14 protein-coding genes are annotated in these 15,819 nt (G+C 73.0%); 6 read left to right on the forward strand and 8 right to left on the reverse strand.

The window, feature by feature from the left end; all coding sequences use genetic code 11:
* Positions 1 to 31 precede the first annotated feature (31 nt).
* The gene (locus tag ACZ49B_RS07890) at positions 32 to 802 is read left to right on the forward strand and encodes a bestrophin-like domain (protein ID WP_468301691.1); all 771 of its coding nucleotides are present in this window, start codon (positions 32 to 34) and stop codon (positions 800 to 802) included.
* A gap of 228 nt (positions 803 to 1,030) precedes the next feature.
* A complete protein-coding gene (locus tag ACZ49B_RS07895; RefSeq protein WP_468301694.1) occupies positions 1,031 to 1,633 on the forward strand; it encodes a hypothetical protein in 603 nt (200 codons plus the stop codon).
* Positions 1,634 to 1,754: 121 nt separating this feature from the next.
* On the opposite strand, the gene ACZ49B_RS07900 is transcribed toward ACZ49B_RS07895, so the two are convergent.
* Positions 1,755 to 2,297, reverse strand: a complete 543-nt coding sequence (locus tag ACZ49B_RS07900) for a hypothetical protein (RefSeq protein WP_468301697.1) — start codon at positions 2,295 to 2,297, stop codon at positions 1,755 to 1,757.
* Positions 2,298 to 2,649: 352 nt separating this feature from the next.
* Here ACZ49B_RS07900 and ACZ49B_RS07905 point away from each other — a divergent pair, with 352 nt between their 5' ends.
* On the forward strand, positions 2,650 to 3,348 hold the full coding sequence (locus ACZ49B_RS07905; RefSeq protein ID WP_468301700.1) for a class F sortase: 699 nt from the start codon (positions 2,650 to 2,652) through the stop codon (positions 3,346 to 3,348).
* 61 nt (positions 3,349 to 3,409) lie between these two features.
* Here the strand turns inward: ACZ49B_RS07905 and ACZ49B_RS07910 are convergent, their stop codons facing one another.
* Together ACZ49B_RS07910 and lysX are read right to left on the reverse strand one after the other, a co-directional pair.
* Complete coding sequence (locus tag ACZ49B_RS07910) at positions 3,410 to 4,309, reverse strand: polysaccharide deacetylase family protein (RefSeq protein WP_468301702.1); 900 nt, start codon at positions 4,307 to 4,309, stop codon at positions 3,410 to 3,412.
* A gap of 103 nt (positions 4,310 to 4,412) precedes the next feature.
* Positions 4,413 to 7,718, reverse strand: a complete 3,306-nt coding sequence (lysX, locus tag ACZ49B_RS07915; protein ID WP_468301705.1) for a bifunctional lysylphosphatidylglycerol synthetase/lysine--tRNA ligase LysX — start codon at positions 7,716 to 7,718, stop codon at positions 4,413 to 4,415.
* 60 nt (positions 7,719 to 7,778) lie between these two features.
* On the opposite strand from lysX, the gene ACZ49B_RS07920 reads away from it, so the two are divergent.
* The gene (locus ACZ49B_RS07920) at positions 7,779 to 8,240 is read left to right on the forward strand and encodes a universal stress protein (protein WP_053788778.1); all 462 of its coding nucleotides are present in this window, start codon (positions 7,779 to 7,781) and stop codon (positions 8,238 to 8,240) included.
* A 43-nt stretch (positions 8,241 to 8,283) separates the two neighbouring features.
* On the opposite strand, the gene ACZ49B_RS07925 is transcribed toward ACZ49B_RS07920, so the two are convergent.
* On the reverse strand, positions 8,284 to 9,492 hold the full coding sequence (locus tag ACZ49B_RS07925) for a CapA family protein (RefSeq protein ID WP_468301708.1): 1,209 nt from the start codon (positions 9,490 to 9,492) through the stop codon (positions 8,284 to 8,286).
* Positions 9,493 to 9,758: 266 nt separating this feature from the next.
* Between ACZ49B_RS07925 and ACZ49B_RS07930 the strand changes: the two genes are divergently transcribed.
* Together ACZ49B_RS07930 and ACZ49B_RS07935 are read left to right on the forward strand one after the other, a co-directional pair.
* Positions 9,759 to 10,298 (forward strand): sigma-70 family RNA polymerase sigma factor, encoded by a 540-nt coding sequence (locus ACZ49B_RS07930; protein ID WP_468301711.1) that lies wholly within the window; start codon positions 9,759 to 9,761, stop codon positions 10,296 to 10,298.
* 225 nt (positions 10,299 to 10,523) lie between these two features.
* Positions 10,524 to 10,988: a hypothetical protein gene (locus ACZ49B_RS07935; protein WP_468302445.1), complete on the forward strand. Its 465-nt coding sequence runs from the start codon at positions 10,524 to 10,526 to the stop codon at positions 10,986 to 10,988.
* Between the two features lie 38 nt (positions 10,989 to 11,026).
* Here the strand turns inward: ACZ49B_RS07935 and ACZ49B_RS07940 are convergent, their stop codons facing one another.
* From ACZ49B_RS07940 to ACZ49B_RS07955, 4 genes are all read right to left on the reverse strand, one after another.
* The gene (locus ACZ49B_RS07940) at positions 11,027 to 11,455 is read right to left on the reverse strand and encodes a hypothetical protein (protein ID WP_468301713.1); all 429 of its coding nucleotides are present in this window, start codon (positions 11,453 to 11,455) and stop codon (positions 11,027 to 11,029) included.
* Between the two features lie 26 nt (positions 11,456 to 11,481).
* On the reverse strand, positions 11,482 to 12,342 hold the full coding sequence (locus ACZ49B_RS07945; RefSeq protein ID WP_468301716.1) for an Fpg/Nei family DNA glycosylase: 861 nt from the start codon (positions 12,340 to 12,342) through the stop codon (positions 11,482 to 11,484).
* 72 nt (positions 12,343 to 12,414) lie between these two features.
* Positions 12,415 to 14,514, reverse strand: coding sequence for a SpoIIE family protein phosphatase (locus ACZ49B_RS07950; protein ID WP_468301719.1), 2,100 nt, complete (start codon positions 14,512 to 14,514; stop codon positions 12,415 to 12,417).
* The gene (locus ACZ49B_RS07955) at positions 14,486 to 15,817 is read right to left on the reverse strand and encodes a DUF6777 domain-containing protein (protein ID WP_468301722.1); all 1,332 of its coding nucleotides are present in this window, start codon (positions 15,815 to 15,817) and stop codon (positions 14,486 to 14,488) included. Before ACZ49B_RS07955 ends, ACZ49B_RS07950 begins: the two co-directional genes overlap by 29 nt.
* Positions 15,818 to 15,819 lie beyond the last annotated feature (2 nt).

Consider the following 15,819-nt stretch of genomic DNA (forward strand, 5'->3'; position numbering starts at 1 on the left):
CACACCCCCTCGTGACCGATCGGGAGTCATCTTGTCGGAATGGCTCGTCCTGTCCCTCGCGATGGCCGCGGCCTGCGCCGTGGTGCTGTCCATCGCCTTCTTCAACCACCGCCGGATCGGCGACGACGACGATCCCAACGAGACCCCGGACGTCATCGAGTACATGACGATGATGATCGGGGTGATCTACGCGATCGTGCTGGGCCTGGCGATCGCCGGCGTCTGGGAGGGCCGCGGGGCCGCCCAGGAGTACGTGCGCCAAGAGGCCCAGGCCCTGCACGAGATCAGCATCCGCTCCGAGGTCTATCCGGCCGAGGTGCGCAAGAAGATCAGGTCCGACGTCGACGCGTACGTCACGTACGTGGTGGACACGGAGTGGAAGGAGATGGCCGACAGCGGCAATCTCACCGACCGGAGCGGGGAGCTGCTGGACCGCATCCGCCGGGACGTGACGGACTACGAACCGCAGACCGACCACGAGGGACAGGCGTACCAGCCGCTGGTGGACCAGGTCGCCCTGGTGGACGACGCGCGCAGCGCCCGCGGCCAGAGCGCGGGGGCGACGATGCCGGGGGTGGTGTGGTTCGGGCTGATCGCCGGCGCTTTGGTGACGGTGGGCCTGGTCTTCACCCTGCAGATCCGCCGATCGTTCCGGGAGCTGCTGCTGGCAGGCCTGTTCAGCGCGCTGATCGCCTTCCTGCTGTTCCTGATCTGGGACTTCGACGCGCCGTTCGGGCGGGGCATCGCGGCGACCGCAGAACCCTTCCTCGCACAGTTCCCGCACCTGGGGCTCGGTGACTGAGGCGTCCGTGGTGCCGGCGCCGCCGGGGGCCCGGCGTGCCCCCCGCAGCCGCCCGGCAAACCGGGGACGGGCCTCCCGTCCCCGGTTCGGCCCAGGCCCGTGCCCCATTCGCCCGTTCCTGATCGCGGGCCACCGCGGCCGCGCCTAGCGTGGCGGGCATCGAGGCGCACGACCCCCCACGTGCGGAAACCGTTCCGCGGCTGCTCCTCGGGGATCCGGAGAACAACCATGGGTGCGATACGTACCAACGCCACAGCCCTGCTGAGCGCCGGCGCCACGGGCGCCGTACTCGCGCTCGGCGTCCTCGGCGCGCCCTCCGCGACCGCGGCCGAGGCCCAGCCCATCACCTCGTTCGGCTTCGCCATCACCCCGTCGACGGTTGCCCCGGGCGGCCAGACGGTGCTCTCGGTCACCGGCTGCAACGCCGCCTACGCCACCGCCTCCTCCGGGGTCTTCGACACCGTGAGCATCGCGCGCGGCCAGACCGCGCGGGTGACCGTCGACCGCGACGCCCGGCGCGGAGCCGTGTACTCCGTCTCCTTCACCTGCAACGGGGAGACCGGTTCGGCCGACCTCACCATCACCGGCGGCACCACCCGTCCCACCACCAGTTCCACGTCGACGGCCACTGCGAGGGCCAATACGAGGGCCAGTACGACCGTCACCTCCACCGCCACCGGCGGCGCCTCCCTCGGTGTCCGCGGCGGCCTGGGCGGCAGTGTGGCCGGGATGGATCCCCGGGAGCTCGGCGCGGGCGCCGGGCTCTTCCTCGTGGCCGCCGGCGGTACGGCGTACGCGATCCGCCGCCGCCGTTCCGCACGCGGCCACTGAGCGTCCTCAGTCACACCCCACACCCGAGCACCACAGAGCACCGACCGCCGGTCGCCCCGAGTCCTGGCCGAGGATTCGGGGCGACCGGCGGTTCCCGGGCTGCGACCGGGAGGCCGCGCCGTCAGGCCCGCCCGCGGACGGGACGGCGCCGGCGCATCACGTGGACGCCCGCGCCGAGCGCCGAAGCGCCGACGAGGCTCGCCCCGATGGCGGTCTCGGCGGTGGACGGGCCGAACGAGCCGCCGATACCGCCCTGTGCGCCGTTGCCCCGGAGGATCGTGAACCGGTGCGTGGCGACCAGGCTGTTGTCGTGGCACTTGACCGACAGCGTGTGGTTGCCGGGCGTGGCGTGGTTGAAGATCCGGACGGTGGCGAACCCGATGGAGCCCGCCGAGAGGTTCGTCTGGGGAAAGTTGCCGGGCGACCAGACGGTGCCGCCTTGGCGGCAGCCCGCCGCGCTGACCTGCATCGTCGAGCCCTGGTGCACGGAGTACGGATTGACGGTGACGTTGCTCGGCCCGTTGCCGGTGTTGCCCCCGTTGCCGCCCTGACCCGACGGAGATCCGCCCAACGGGTCCGACGGGTTCGCGGTGGCGAACGGGGTACTGAGCCCGACGGCGACGAAGGCCGCCGCGGCCACGGTGAAGGCGCGGAGAACACGCATGGTGGAACCTCCAGCGGGAAGCGCCCCGGAGCGGTCGCCCGGGAAGATCGACGAGAACGCCTCCCACGACGAACCCTCGGGGCGGCCCGCAACCAGCGCATTTCCGGCTTTGGGCCGCAAGGTTGAGCGACACGCCGAGGCACGAGCGGCCGGGCTGACGGATCCGCAGGTCACGACCCGTCAGTCATTTATGTGACGAATACCTGGATGGGCGCACCCCTTCCGGCCCCGCCACCCGTTCGCCCTTCACCGATCGCCGTCTTGCGCACGCAGCCTTAGCGTGCGTGGAGAAGGGCGTACAGGGGTGGGACAAGAACGCGGGTCGGGACCCCCGCGTCGGGAAGGGAGAGCCATGACCGAGGACGAGAGCGAGCAGCCACCGAGAAGACGATCCCCCTGGGGCGTGCTCGCACTGGTCATGCTCAGCGGCCTCGCCATGATGCGCAACGGGGCGGAGGTCGCCGACGGGCCGCCGCAGCCGACCGCCGCCGCAGCGGTCGGGGTGCCCGCCGAGCAGCTGCCGGCGAATCCGCCGGGGCAGGGCGAGCAGCCCATGCAGCACCAGCCCGCGCCGCCCGTGGAGGTGGCACCGCTGGAGCACTCGTCGGTCCAGCGCATCCGGATCCCCAACATCCGGGTGGACGCACCGACGATGACGGTCGGGCTGGACCCGCAGGGCTGGATCGAGGCTCCGCCCCCGCAGGACCCGAATCTGGCCGGCTGGTACCTCAACGGCATCTCGCCGGGCCAGCGCGGCTCGGCGGTGATCGTGGGCCACGTCGACAACGCACAGGGCCCGGCGGTCTTCTACGGCCTGGGTTCCCTGCGCAAGGGCAACCACATCGAGGTGGAGCGGTACGACGGACGCACGGCGGTGTTCGAGGTGTACGGGGTGGAGGTGTTCTCGAAGGAGACCTTCCCCGGAGCCCGGGTGTACGGGGACACCGGGCACGCGGAGCTCCGGGTGATCACCTGCGGCGGCGGCTACTCCAAGGCGCGGGGCTACGACGGCAACGTGGTCGTCTTCGCCCGGATGGTGGAGACGCGCTGAACGACGGCGCACCGCCCCGCCGGACGGCCCGGGGCCCCGCCCCGCCGGGTGGGAGGACCCCTCAGCGGGGCGGCAGCACCGGCAGCGTCATCCGGTAGCCCCGGGCGAGGAGTTGGGGCAGGTAGGTGCTCACCGCCCGGACGCTCTGCGAGCGGTCGCCGCCCGCGTCGTGGTTCAGCACGATCACGCCGGGCGCCGCGCCCTTGAGGACGCGCGAGACGATCGTGGTGGTGCCCGGCTCCGTCCAGTCCAGGGTGTCCACCGTCCAGGCGAGCGGTTCCATGCCCAGCTCGGCCCCGATCTCGAACGCGGCCCGGTTCCACGCCCCGTACGGCGCCCGGAACCACAGCGGCGCCTCCCCCACGGCCTGTTGTACGACCTCGCTGGTGCGGGCGATCTCGGAGGCGAGGTCGGGCCGGGTGAGCGTGGGGATGAGCGGATGGGTCCAGGTGTGGTTGCCGATGACGTGGCCCTCGGCGGCCATCCGGCGCAGCAGGTCCCGGTTGTCGGTGGCCATCTCCCCGCAGACGAAGAACATGGCGCGGACGCCGTACCGGGCGAGGGTGTCCAGGATGGCGGGGGTGTAGCGGGGGTCGGGCCCGTCGTCGAAGGTGAGCACCATGGCGCTCGCCGTGCTCGCGTCGGGGGGCAGTTCCAGGATGGGCCGGGTCCGTACGGCGGGCTTCGCTGCGGGCGGTCGCAGCGGGGTCTCGGAGGTCATGGGGCTCAGCCGGTACGCGGCCTGCCCGGGCGCCTGGGGCCGCAGGGCGCGGACTCCGCCCGGTCCGGCGGCTCCGCCGGGTCCCGGCTGGCCGACCGCCGGGCCGCCGGCGGCGCCGGCGCCGAGGCCCGCGCCCGGGGCGCCGCCCGCCGTGTTCTGTCCGGGTGCTCCGGTCTCGCCGCCGGTGAGGAGTCCGGAGGCGGCGGCGACTCCGAGGAAGACGGCGGTACGCAGGAGCATGCGTCGCCCTACTGTCGGCTCGTCATTTTTCATTATTACTACGTATCAACGAGATCCCCGCAGATGTCGAGAGGCGCGAACGGGCGGGCTTCCCCTCACCCGATCAGCCGCGCCTCACCAGCGGGAACGGCAGCGTCTCGCGGATCGTCAGGCCCGTGAGGAACATGACCAGCCGGTCGACGCCGATGCCCAGACCGCCGGTCGGCGGCATGGCGTACTCCAGGGCGTCCAGGAAGTCGTTGTCGAGTTCCATCGCCTCCGGGTCGCCGCCCGCCGCGAGCAGCGACTGGGCGGTGAGCCGGCGGCGCTGTTCCACCGGGTCGGTCAGCTCCGAGTACGCGGTGCCCAGTTCCGTCCCGAACGCCACCAGGTCCCAGCGCTCGGCGAGGCGCGGGTCCTTGCGGTGCTGCCGGGTGAGCGGGGAGACGTCGGTGGGGAAGTCCTTGTAGAAGGTCGGCAGCTTGGTCTTCTCCTCCACCAGCCGCTCGTACATCTCCAGCACCACGTCGCCGCGGGTGTCCTCGGGCGCGTGCGGTACGCCGGCCCGGTCGCAGAGCCGGCGCAGCACGGGTTCCGCGGTGTCGGCGTCGACCTCCTCGCCGAGGGCCTCGCTGATGGCCCCGTACATCGTCTTGACCGGCCAGGTCCCGGAGATGTCGTGGACGACGAGCTTTCCGTCGGGGCCGGCCTTGTGGGCGATCGGCGAGCCGAAGGCGGCGGTCGCGGCGCCCTGGATCAGCTCGCGCGTGAGGTCGAGCATCACGTCGTAGTCGGCGAAGGCCTGGTAGGCCTCCAGCATCGTGAACTCGGGGTTGTGCTTGTAGGAGACGCCCTCGTTGCGGAAGGTGCGGCCCATCTCGAAGACCTTTTCCATGCCGCCGACGCACAGCCGTTTCAGGTACAGCTCGGGGGCGATGCGCAGGTACAGGTCGAGGTCGTAGGCGTTGATGTGGGTGCGGAAGGGCCGGGCGTTGGCCCCGCCGTGGATCTGCTGGAGCATCGGGGTCTCGACCTCGAGGTAGCCGCGGTCCAGCAGTCCCTGGCGCAGTGCCTGGACGGCGGAGGAGCGGGCCCGTACGACGTCGCGCGCCTCGGGGCTCGCGACCAGGTCGAGGTAGCGGCGCCGGACGCGGGCCTCGGGGTCGGCGAGACCCTTGCGCTTGTCGGGGAGCGGGCGCAGGCATTTGCCGGTGAGCTGCCAGGAGGAGACCACGAGGGACGGCTCGCCGCTGCGGCTGGCTCCGCTCTCGCCGCTCGCCACGACGTGGTCGCCGAAGTCGACCTGGGAGGTGAAGGAGTCCAGTGCGCCGGCGCCGCTCTCGTCGCGGGTGAACATCAGCTGTACGTCCCCGGACCAGTCGCGCAGGACGGCGAAGACCACGCCGCCGAGGTCGCGTACGAGCATCACGCGGCCGGCGAGCGTGGCCCGCTCCCCGGACCGGGCGCCCGGCGCGAGCCCGGGGTGCGCGGCCTTCAGCTCCGCCACGGTGTGGGTCCGCTGAGGGATGCCGACGGGGTACGGGTCGGTGCCGGCCGCCCGGATCCGCTCCATCTTGTCGTGGCGGACCCGGACCTGTTCGGGCAGCCGCTCGGCGCGCGCCGCGCCGGCGGCCTCCTGTCCCACGAGGTCCAGGCCGAGGGAGTCGAGCGGGGGCAGCCCCTCCGTGGAGGCGGGCGCGGTGAGTCCCCTGGTGTGCCCGTTGCCCCACAGTTTGCGCAGGCTGGGTACGGAGACGAAGCCCTCGGCGATGCCGGAGGCGAGGCTGACGCGGGCGAGCGAGCCGGCGTCCTGGTAGCAGAGGAACCGCGGGTACCACTCGGGCCCGTATTTGACGTTCGAGCGGTACAGGGCTTCCAGCTGCCACCAGCGGGAGAAGAACAGCAGCAGTTTGCGCCACAGCTTGAGGACGGGGCCGGCGCCGATCCGGCCGCCCTCCTCGAAGGCGGAGCGGAAGACGGCGAAGTTGAGGGAGATCCGGCGCACACCGAGGCCGGGCGCGGCCGCGCAGAGCTCGGCGACCATGAACTCCATGACGCCGTTGGGGGCGGTGCGGTCGCGGCGCATCAGGTCGAGGGAGATGCCGTCCTTGCCCCAGGGGACGAAGGACAGCAGGGCGATCAGCTCGCCCCGGGCGTCGAAGGCCTCGACGAGCAGGCAGTCCCCGTCGGCGGGGTCGCCGAGCCGGTCCAGGGCCATGGAGAACCCGCGCTCGGTCTCGGTGTCGCGCCAGGTGTCGGCGCGGTCGATGATCCGCTGCATCTCCTCCTCGCTGAGGGCGGAGTGGCGGCGGATGACGGTGGTGGCTCCGGTGCGCTTGACGCGGTTGACGGCCTGGCGGGTGACGCGCATGTCGCGGCCGTCGAGGTCGAAGTGGGCGACGTGCAGGATCGCCTCGTCACCGAGCTGGAGGGCGCTGAGCCCGGAGCGGGCGTACGCGGTGGCGCCCTCTTCGGAGGCGCCCATGACGGCGGGCTGCCAGCCGTGCCGGCGGGCGACGGTGAGCCAGGCGTCGACGGCGGGGGTCCAGGCGGTGGGGTCGCCGACCGGGTCGCCGCTGGCGAGGCAGACGCCGGCCTCCACGCGGTAGGTGACGCCGGCGCGGCCGTTCGGGGCGAAGACGACGGCCTTGTCGCGGCGGGTGGCGAAGTAGCCGAGGGAGTCGCCGCGGCCGTAGGCGCCGAGCAGGGCGCGGATGCGGGGCTCCTCGTCCCCGTGCAGGGCGGCGGTCAGCCGCTGGGAGCGGAAGAGGGTCGTGGCGGCGTTCAGCAGGGCGAGGGCGCCGAAGAGGCCGAGGAAGAAGTACAGGGGACGGGACGGGTGGCCGTCGAACTGGCGGGGCGAGACGAGGCCGCCGAAGACCTGCCGGGCGGCCCAGTCCAGCCACTGCTCCTCGGGCAGGGTGCCGGGGAACAGGGCGACCAGGCCCCAGCCGAGGAGCACGGCGGTGAGCAGGCCGAGGCCCAGGACGAGCAGGGCCCGCCAGAAGGCCCCGGGCCGGGAGGCGGCGTAGAACTCCTTGCGGGCGGCGACCAGGACCCCGAGGGCGGCGACGGCGATGGCCATCGAGGGGCCGCCGATCCAGTAATAGTCGTCGGCGATGATCAGGAGGTCGACCAGGACGAGCAGGGCCAGATAGGTGACGACGATCCACCAGGCGACCTTCTTGCGGGTGCCGAGGGCGGCGGCGAGCAGGAAGAGGAAGACGGCGTAGGCCAGGTTGGCGCTGACGGGCACCACGATCTCGTCGAGGAACCGCACGATGTGCCGCAGGAGGTGCCGCAGCGTGGGGGAGAGCGCCAGCACGGCGCACAGCAGTCCGAGCGCTCCGAAGAACGCGGCGAATGCGTCGGGCACCCGGTTCAGGAAGCGGTTCCGGGTGCCCCGGGTCTCCTCCACGGTGGCACTCATGGTTCGCACTGTAGGGAGGCCGCCGCCGCTCCGCGCGGCGAGGGGAATAACCTCGGAAGGGTGACTGAGCACGTGAACACGGGATTCGAACGCGGTACGGACGGCCCCAAGGTGATCCTCGCCGGGGTGGACGGGTCGGAGTCCTCCCTGCGGGCGGCGGCGTACGCGGCGGGGCTGGCCCGGCGGCAGAACGCGCTGCTGGCGCTGGTTTACGTCCAGCCGGTGATGCCGGCCGGGGCTTCGCTGGGCGCGCCGGTGGCCGACACCACCGGGGAGATCGCGGAGGGGCTGGTCGCGGAGATCCGGGACGCGGCGGAGCGGCTCAAGGGCATCTACGAGGTGCGCTGGCAGTTCCACACCTTCCGCGGCGACCCGTACGCGGGCCTGGTGAGCGCGGCGGAGGAGCTGACCGCGGACGCGGTGGTGGTCGGCGCCTCCGAGCAGGCAGGGCACCGCATCGTCGGCTCGGTGGCGGTCCGCTTGGTCAAGGCGGGCCGCTGGCCGGTCACGGTGGTGCCGTGACGGGCCGGCGGCGGGAGCGGCCGGACGGCCCGGGTGCGGCGGGCTACTTGGCCATCGTCAGGCCGTCCTTGGCCGCGCCGCGGCCGAGGACGGCCTCGCTGATGGCGTCCTGCGCCTCCTCGTACTCCCCGTCCGAGGACCGCGCGAGGGCAGCCGGCAGGTTGACGACCTTGCCGGCCGACAGGTCCATCATCTGCGGGATGAACTCGACCTTGGTGACCTGCCAGCGCCGGCCCGCGGCGGCCGGCGGGGCGAAGGTGAAGCGGCCGATCGAGCCGTAGTTGCCGCGCATGTCCCGCGCGCCCGAGTAGTTGAACATCTCGCCGGCCACCTGGTCGCCCATGCCGTAGATGATCCACGTCCCGTTGACCTTCTCGTAGGCCTGCGGGATGTGCGCGTGCGTGCCCAGGATCATGTCGATGTCGGGGCGCCCGCCGGTCTGCGAGGCCGTCAGCGCCTTGCCGAGCGCGAGTTGCTTCTCGTCCGGCTCGGTCTGCCATTCCGTGCCCCAGTGCACGCTGACCAGGACCACGTCCGCGCCCGCTTTCCGGGCGGCCCGCGCATCCGCGATGATCTTGTCCTTCTCCATCAGGTTGACGGCCCAGGGCTGGCCGTCCGGAAGCGGGTAGCCGTTCGTGTCGTACGTGTACGCCAGGTGCGCGACCTTCGCGGAGCCCGCCGCGTACAGGGTGGGTGTGGCCGCCTCCGTCGCCGTACGGGCCGAACCGGCGTGCTTCAGACCGGCCTTGTCGAACTTGTCGAGGGTGCGCTTCAGGCCATCGGCCCCGGCGTCCAGGGTGTGGTTCGAGGCCGTGGAACAGCCGTCGTACCCGGCGTCCTTGAGTCCGTCGGCCACTTCGGGCGGGGACTGGAAGGCCGGGTAGCCGGTGAACGGCCCGCCGTCCTCCCCGTACACGGTCTCCATGTGGCAGATGGCCAGGTCGGCGGTCGAGACCACCGGCTTGACCAGGGAGAACATCGGCCTGAAGTCGTGGCCGTCGCCGTCCGCGTCGGCCGCCGCCCGCTTGATGACGGAGTCGTGCGGCAGCACGTCGCCGGTCGCGACCAGGGTGAAGCCCTTCGCGGCGCCGTCCTGGGCGGCGTTGGACCCGGAGCCGCTGGACGGCGCCGGGGAGGGGGAGTTGCCGAGGCGGGCCGGCGCGGGTTCCTTCCCGGCGGAACATCCCGCGGCGGCCGCCCCCAGGAGGACGGCCGACAGGAGTGCGAGGGCCTGCCGGGTGCGCTTGGTCATCTGGGGCCAGCTCTCATTAGTAGGACTATCTGACCATCTGTAATCCATGGAGGAAGACGTCACCAGTCGAGGAACGGCTGCAGGGGCGCCAGCCCTCACCCGGGCGGCCGTTCGCCGCGCCGTTCGACCGTTCACCGCCGGGCGCGGCCGCCCACCGGACGACCGGGGTGCTTGGGCGCACCGCCGGGACAGGACGGTTCCCGGGGCGCTCCGTGCAGGTGAGGGTGAGTCCGTCGGACCCGAACGGACCCAGGAAGGAGCCACTCGTGCCCCTCTCCCCCACCCTCCTGCGCACGGATCCCGAGGCGCTGGCCGAACTCCAGCGCGACCACGGGCGGGCCCTGTTCGGTTTCCTGCTCGGCCTCACGGCCGGGGACTCCCAGCGCGCCGAGGACCTCGTGCAGGAGACCCTGGTCCGGGCGTGGCAGCACCCGGAGGTGCTGGAGAGCGACCACGAATCCATGCGGCCCTGGCTGTTCACCGTGGCGCGGCGGCTGGCGATCGACGCCCGGCGGGCGCGGCTGTCACGGCCGCAGGAGGTGGACCCGGAGGGGCTGGAGCAGGCACCCGCGCCCGAGGACGCGGTGGCCGGCTCGGTCACGGCGATCGACGTCCGGCGGGCCGTGGGCTCGCTCGGGCCGGAGCACCGCGAGGTGCTGATGCAGGTCTACTTCCAGGACCGCTCGGTGGCCGAGGCGGCCGCGGAACTCGGGATCCCTGCGGGAACGGTCAAATCCCGTACGTACTACGCACTGCGCGCCCTGAAGAAGGGCCTCCAGGGGTACGGGTACGGCCTCGGCGCCTGAGCACCGTGGGGAACCACGCAGCGAACGAACCGAATGCACGCGGATCGGACACAAAGCACATCGAAATCGGCCTCAGAGCGTTCAAGTTGGGTAAACATCCCCCGTTCCGCGCGCCGCTCGGTGAAGGCTCATGGCTGACGACGGGAAGTTCGACGCGCGGGAGAAGGTGGAACGGTGCAGCCCGAGGGTACGAACGGCACCAGTGACGGCGGGCTCGCGGTGCCCATGGCATGGCTCTATGCGGAGTACATCGCCGACGAACTGCTGCGCACGGGCCGGCTGATCCCGGTCAGTACCCTGGAGTTCCGCGCCGGGCGGGACACGCTCGCGCTGACGATCTACCTCTCCGACGCGGCCGGCGAGCTCTCCGGGATCCGGGTGGTCTCGCAGCTCGACGAATGGCTGTCGCTGACGGCGTACGGGCACCCCTGGCGCGACTGGGTGCACACCCGCTTCCTCGCGCTGGGCGAGGAGGCGAGGGAACGCGGCCGCGGTGAGGACCCGGACCTCGAACTGGCCCGGGCGGCCTGGCGCTGGCTGGACCGCACCGAACTGTTCGCCACCAACCTCGACCCGGGCCGACACGGCCACGCCGAGCCCCCGCCGGGCCTGGACGAGAACGCGCGGGTGTGGACCCCGGCCTGGCAACTCGGGCTGCCGCTCGGCCACTTGGCGATGCACCTGTTCTGACGCGGGGCGCGGCGCGTGCTGCGACCGGGGCTTCGCGGTCAGACGGGCCGGTGCCGGCCCGGCGCCTCGGCCGGGTCCATCACCAGGCCGGTGAAGTCGGCCTCGTTGCGCTCGGCCCGGGTGACGTACCACCGGGCGATCAGCCACATCACCGGGTACACCACCAGGCCGAGCGCCACCCAGACCAGCGGCCCCGACGCGGAGCGCGGCACGGCGAACAGCACCGGAAGCGTCCCGACGAGCAGCGCGAGGGCGCCCAGCGCGCCGAGCCCGGCCCGGAGCTGGCTGCGCATCAGGGCCCGGACGTAGGTGGCCCCCAGGGTGGTCTGCTCGGAGATCTCCGAGCGGGCCGGGGTGTGTGCGGGCGGGCGGCGGCGCGTGCCCCGGGGCACGCCCGTGACGATCTCCCGCCGGGGCGCCGACGGCGGCTGCTGGTGCCGCGACGGCGGCGGCTGCTGCTCGGCCATGGGGCCGGAGTCTACGCAGGGGGACGTCATTTGAGGAGACGGGACAGCCTCCGGTCGGCGAGCGGCTTGCCGCCGGTCTGGCAGGTGGGGCAGTACTGGAGCGAGGAGTCGGCGAACGACACCGAGCGGACGGTGTCGCCGCACACCGGGCACGGCTCCCCGTCCCGGCCGTGCACCCGCAGCCCGCTCTTCTTCTCGGCCTTGAGGTTGCCGGCGGCCACGCCGTGCGCGCGGTCGACGGCCTCGCGCAAGGTCCGCCGGACGGCCTCGTACAGGTGGGTGACCTGCTCCTCGTCGAAGGAGGCGGCCAGCTTGAAGGGCGAGACCTTCGCCGCGTGCAGGATCTCGTCGCTGTAGGCGTTCCCGATCCCCGCGATGACGCCCTGATCGCGCAGAACGCCCTTGATCTGCCGCCGCTCCCCGGCCAGGAGCGCGGCGAACGCGTCCCGGTCGAACCCCTCGGCGAGCGGGTCGGGGCCGAGGCGGGCGATGCCGGGCACTTCCTGGGGGTCGCGGACGACGTACACGGCGAGGCGCTTCTGGGTGCCGGCCTCGGTGAGGTCGAAGCCTCCGCCGCCCTCGAGGACGACGCGCAGCGCGAGCGGCCCCTTGCCGGGGCGCGGGGGCCGCTCGGGCAGCGTGTCCTGCCAGCGGAGCCAGCCGGCCCGGGCCAAGTGGGTGACGAGGTGGAGCTCGCCGATCCGGATCGCCAGGAACTTGCCGTGGCGGGTGGTGGCTCCGGCCGGCTGCCCTTCGAGGGCGCCGAGCGGCGGGTCGTACGTCTTGAGCACGCTGACGGCGAGCGGGAGGACGCGCTCCACCACCCGCCCGGTGAGGTGCTCGTCGAGGAACTCCCTCAGGGCCTCGACCTCGGGGAGCTCGGGCATGCCCCCAGCCTGCCGCGCGAGCCCCGTCCCGGCCACCCGAACGCCGCGGGGCCGCGGGGCCCGGTCGGCGGGTCAGGACATGACGAACTCGCACCACACGCACTTGCCGCTGCCCCGGGGTTCCACGCCCCAGACGTCCGCCAGGCGGTCCACCAGCATCAGGCCGCGCCCCGAGACGCCCGATTCGCCTGCCTCCCGGCGGCGCGGCAGGGCGCTGGAGCGGTCCTCCACCTCGACGCGGAGTCTGCGCTGCGCGCCCGGCAGGACCCGCAGGGTCACGATCGCCGGCCCGTCCGTGTGCATCAGGGCGTTCACGATGAGCTCGTCCGCGACCAGTTCGATCTCGTCGGACCGTTCCCGCGCGCCCCAGGACCGGACCGCCGCGCCGATCATGTGGCGGGCCGCGACCAGGGCTTCCGGGTCTGCCGGGGCCACGTGCTGCTGGAGGCGGCCGCCGCCCTGCGGGGCCTTCTCCGCCTGGCGGCGCAGCAGGAGCAGCGCCATGTCGTCGTCGCCGCCCCGCTCGTCGATCACTCCGCACAGCCGGTCCGCCAGTCTCGGCAGGTCCGCCGGTCCGCTCCGGATCAGTGCGGTGAGCAGCTGGATCCCGTCGTCCAGATCCGCGCCGGGGTGTTCGACCAGGCCGTCCGTGCAGAGGAGGAGGGTTTCCCCCGGGTCCAGTTCCACGGTGGTCACCGGGTACTCCAGGCGGCCGAACTCCGCCGACAGGCCCAGCGGCATCCCGCCCTCCACCTGCAGCCGCCGGCAGTCCCCGTCCCGGGTGCGCAGCAGCGGGTCGATGTGCCCCGCCCGGACCAGCTGCAGCACGCCGGTGGTGAGGTCGGCCTCCACGTACGTGCAGGTCGCGAAGCGGTCGGTGTCGAGTTCGTGCAGGAAGACCGAGGCCCGGGCCATGACGGTGCCCGGCGAGTGGCCTTCGGCGGCGTACGCGCGCAGCACGATCCGCAGCTGGCCCATGACCGCCGCCGCGTGCGTGTCGTGGCCCTGGACGTCGCCGATGACCGCCCCGACCCGGCCTCCCGGCAGCGGGATGACGTCGTACCAGTCGCCGCCGATGTCCTGGCCCATCCGGGCGGAGCGGTACCGTACGGCGATCTCCGCGCCCGGCACCGAGGGGATCCGGCGCGGGAGCATCGCCTGCTGGAGGCCTTCCGCCAGGTCGTGCTCCTGCTCCAGCAGCATCGCCCGCTGGAGGCTCTGCGCGATGCTGCTGCCCAGTGCGACCAGCAGGTTCCGCTCGTCCTGGGTGAATCCGTCCTTGTCCTGGTAGAGCAGTCCGATCGCGCCGATGGGGCGGGCCTGGGCGATCAGCGGCAGGTAGGCGGCCGCCGAGATGTCCATGGACGAGATCTTCGACCACAGCTCGGGATAGCCCTCGGCGAACTCCTTCGCGGAGTCGAGGAAGCGCGGTTGCAGCGAGCGGACGACCTCGCTCATCGGGTACTGCTCGTCGATCCGGGTGTACCGGGTGCCGGGTACGAAACTGTCCTGCGGCCCTTCGGCCACGAGGTGGATCCTCCCGGCCTCGACCAGGCCCATGACCATGCCCATGGAGCCGAGCCGCTCCAGGCCGTGGGCGTCGCCGATGACGTCGATGACGTCCCGTACGGTCCGGGCGTGGGCGAGGGCAGCGGTGGTGCTCTCGACCACGGAGGTCTGGCGGCGGCGCGCCTCGTCCAGGCCGAGGCGTTCCGCCGAGTGGCTGAGCTCGTCGGTGGCGTCGCGGACGATGCCGATGATCCGGAACGGGCGGCCGTCGGGGCCGCGCATGACGCGGCCCTGGGTGTGCGTCCAGCGCAGCCGGCCGTCCTGGCAACGGATCCGGAAGTAGGCGCCGTAGTTGTCCTCGGCGCTCTTGAGGGCGCTGGAGACGAGCGCGTCGAGCCGGGTCGCCTCGCTGGGCGGGACGCGCGGGGCGAGGGATTCGGGCCGTCCGTCGTATTCCTCGGGCGTCATGTCGTAGACGTCGAGGGCCGCTGCGTCCATGTGCAGGAGACCGGTGTCCAGGTCCCAGTCGAAACTGCCCATGCGGTTCAGCGAGAGCGACCGGTCCGGGTGTGCGGGCCAGTCGTCCGGCAGCGATACGGTGGTCGGCACCGATCCACCATGACACACGGGCCGGTCAGGCGCTCTCCAGCGAGCGGGCGGCATCCGCGAGCGGCTGCTGCCGGTCCCGGGCGCCGAAGGGGTCGTGCGGGGCGAACGGGTCGTCGGTGTCGTACGGGGCGTTCGGCGGCTGCATCGAGCCGTCGGAGTCCGGCGGGACGCCCGGGTCGCCCGGGGCTTGCGGGGCAGGGTCGGAGGGGACGTCCGAGAGGGCGTCCGGGGGGACGTCGCCCCGCGGGTTCCCGGGCGCATCGGGCCGCGGACGGGCGGGCGGCTGCGCGGGCTGCTGTCGCTGCGGGGCGGCGGGTTGCGTGCCCGCGCCCGGCCGGTCCGGCCCGGCCTGCTCACCCTGCGGTACGCAGTCCGTGGCCTGGGGGGCCGGGACCCCGGCGGGACCGCCCGGCGGCTTCGGCGGGGTGGGCGGCGCGGGCGGCGCGGTGCGGGCCAGGCCGTTCGTGCCCGCGTTCGCGCCGTTGTCCGTCTCGGGCGGCGCGCACGGCTCCGGCGGGGCGACTGCGGGCGCGGTCGCGGCGCCTACGGGGATGCCGTCCGCCGGGTTGTACGCGGGGACGACCTGCGGGGTGTGGTCCTGGGCGCCGTCGTCGCCGGTCTTGCGCTCGAGCCAGGTGTTGTCGGCGATGTTGGCGATGACCAGGCTCTTGATCGGGTTCGGGGTCGGTTCGATGACGATGACCTGTTGGGTCTGGTAGCCGCTCCACTGGTCTCCCTTGACCACCGGGGAGCCCTTGGGCGCGCGCGGCGCGAGCAGCGGATTTCCGCAGGCGCACCGGACGCGCGGCATGCCGTGGTCGTCGACGAGGACGGCGGTGCCGGCCTGCAGGACGGACTGGAAGCCGGCGGCGCGGCCGTCGCGGAAGGCGTGGCTCGTGACGCGGGTGTCGGCGCGAAGCACGACCGGGGTGAGGCCGCGCAGGAACGCGGGGATCTTCGCGGTCTCGATGGAGGCGGCCTGGGCGAAGGCCTTGGCCTTGGCGTCGTCCTCGGTGAGGGTGCGCAGCTGCTGTTCCACGTCGCAGCTGCCCAGCCGCTGGGTGCCGCCGTACAGGCCGGGGGTGGCCGCGTTGACGGTCCGGATGCCCTGGCCGGTCGGGTTGGGCAGCGGGGGCTGCGCGGGGGCGGACTCGCGGGTGGCGGAAGAGGTGGTGAAGGGGTCGGGCCCGGCCGTGGACACGGGCTGGAGCAGGACCTCGTGGCTCTCGGGTCCGGGCGCGCTCTGGGGCTCCTCGGTGCTGCCGCAGGCCGCGGCGAGCAGACCGAGGAGCGTGAAGAGGGTTGCGCGGGCCGGTGTATGACGACGCGGCGCCTGACGGGGTGTCGGTGCGTGCACTT

It is taken from the genome of Streptomyces sp. NPDC031132 (assembly GCF_055570595.1).

Excerpts from the sequence above, each read along its gene's own strand:
- ACZ49B_RS07895 (WP_468301694.1), top strand. The coding sequence starts at position 1,031 with ATGGGTGCGATACGTACCAACGCCACAGCCCTGCTGAGCGCCGGCGCC.
- ACZ49B_RS07900 (WP_468301697.1), bottom strand. The coding sequence starts at position 2,297 with ATGCGTGTTCTCCGCGCCTTCACCGTGGCCGCGGCGGCCTTCGTCGCC.
- ACZ49B_RS07905 (WP_468301700.1), top strand. The coding sequence starts at position 2,650 with ATGACCGAGGACGAGAGCGAGCAGCCACCGAGAAGACGATCCCCCTGG.
- ACZ49B_RS07910 (WP_468301702.1), bottom strand. The coding sequence starts at position 4,309 with ATGCTCCTGCGTACCGCCGTCTTCCTCGGAGTCGCCGCCGCCTCCGGA.
- lysX (WP_468301705.1), bottom strand. The coding sequence starts at position 7,718 with ATGAGTGCCACCGTGGAGGAGACCCGGGGCACCCGGAACCGCTTCCTG.
- ACZ49B_RS07925 (WP_468301708.1), bottom strand. The coding sequence starts at position 9,492 with ATGACCAAGCGCACCCGGCAGGCCCTCGCACTCCTGTCGGCCGTCCTC.
- ACZ49B_RS07935 (WP_468302445.1), top strand. The coding sequence starts at position 10,524 with ATGGCATGGCTCTATGCGGAGTACATCGCCGACGAACTGCTGCGCACG.
- ACZ49B_RS07940 (WP_468301713.1), bottom strand. The coding sequence starts at position 11,455 with ATGGCCGAGCAGCAGCCGCCGCCGTCGCGGCACCAGCAGCCGCCGTCG.
- ACZ49B_RS07945 (WP_468301716.1), bottom strand. The coding sequence starts at position 12,342 with ATGCCCGAGCTCCCCGAGGTCGAGGCCCTGAGGGAGTTCCTCGACGAG.
- ACZ49B_RS07950 (WP_468301719.1), bottom strand. The coding sequence starts at position 14,514 with ATGCCGCCCGCTCGCTGGAGAGCGCCTGACCGGCCCGTGTGTCATGGT.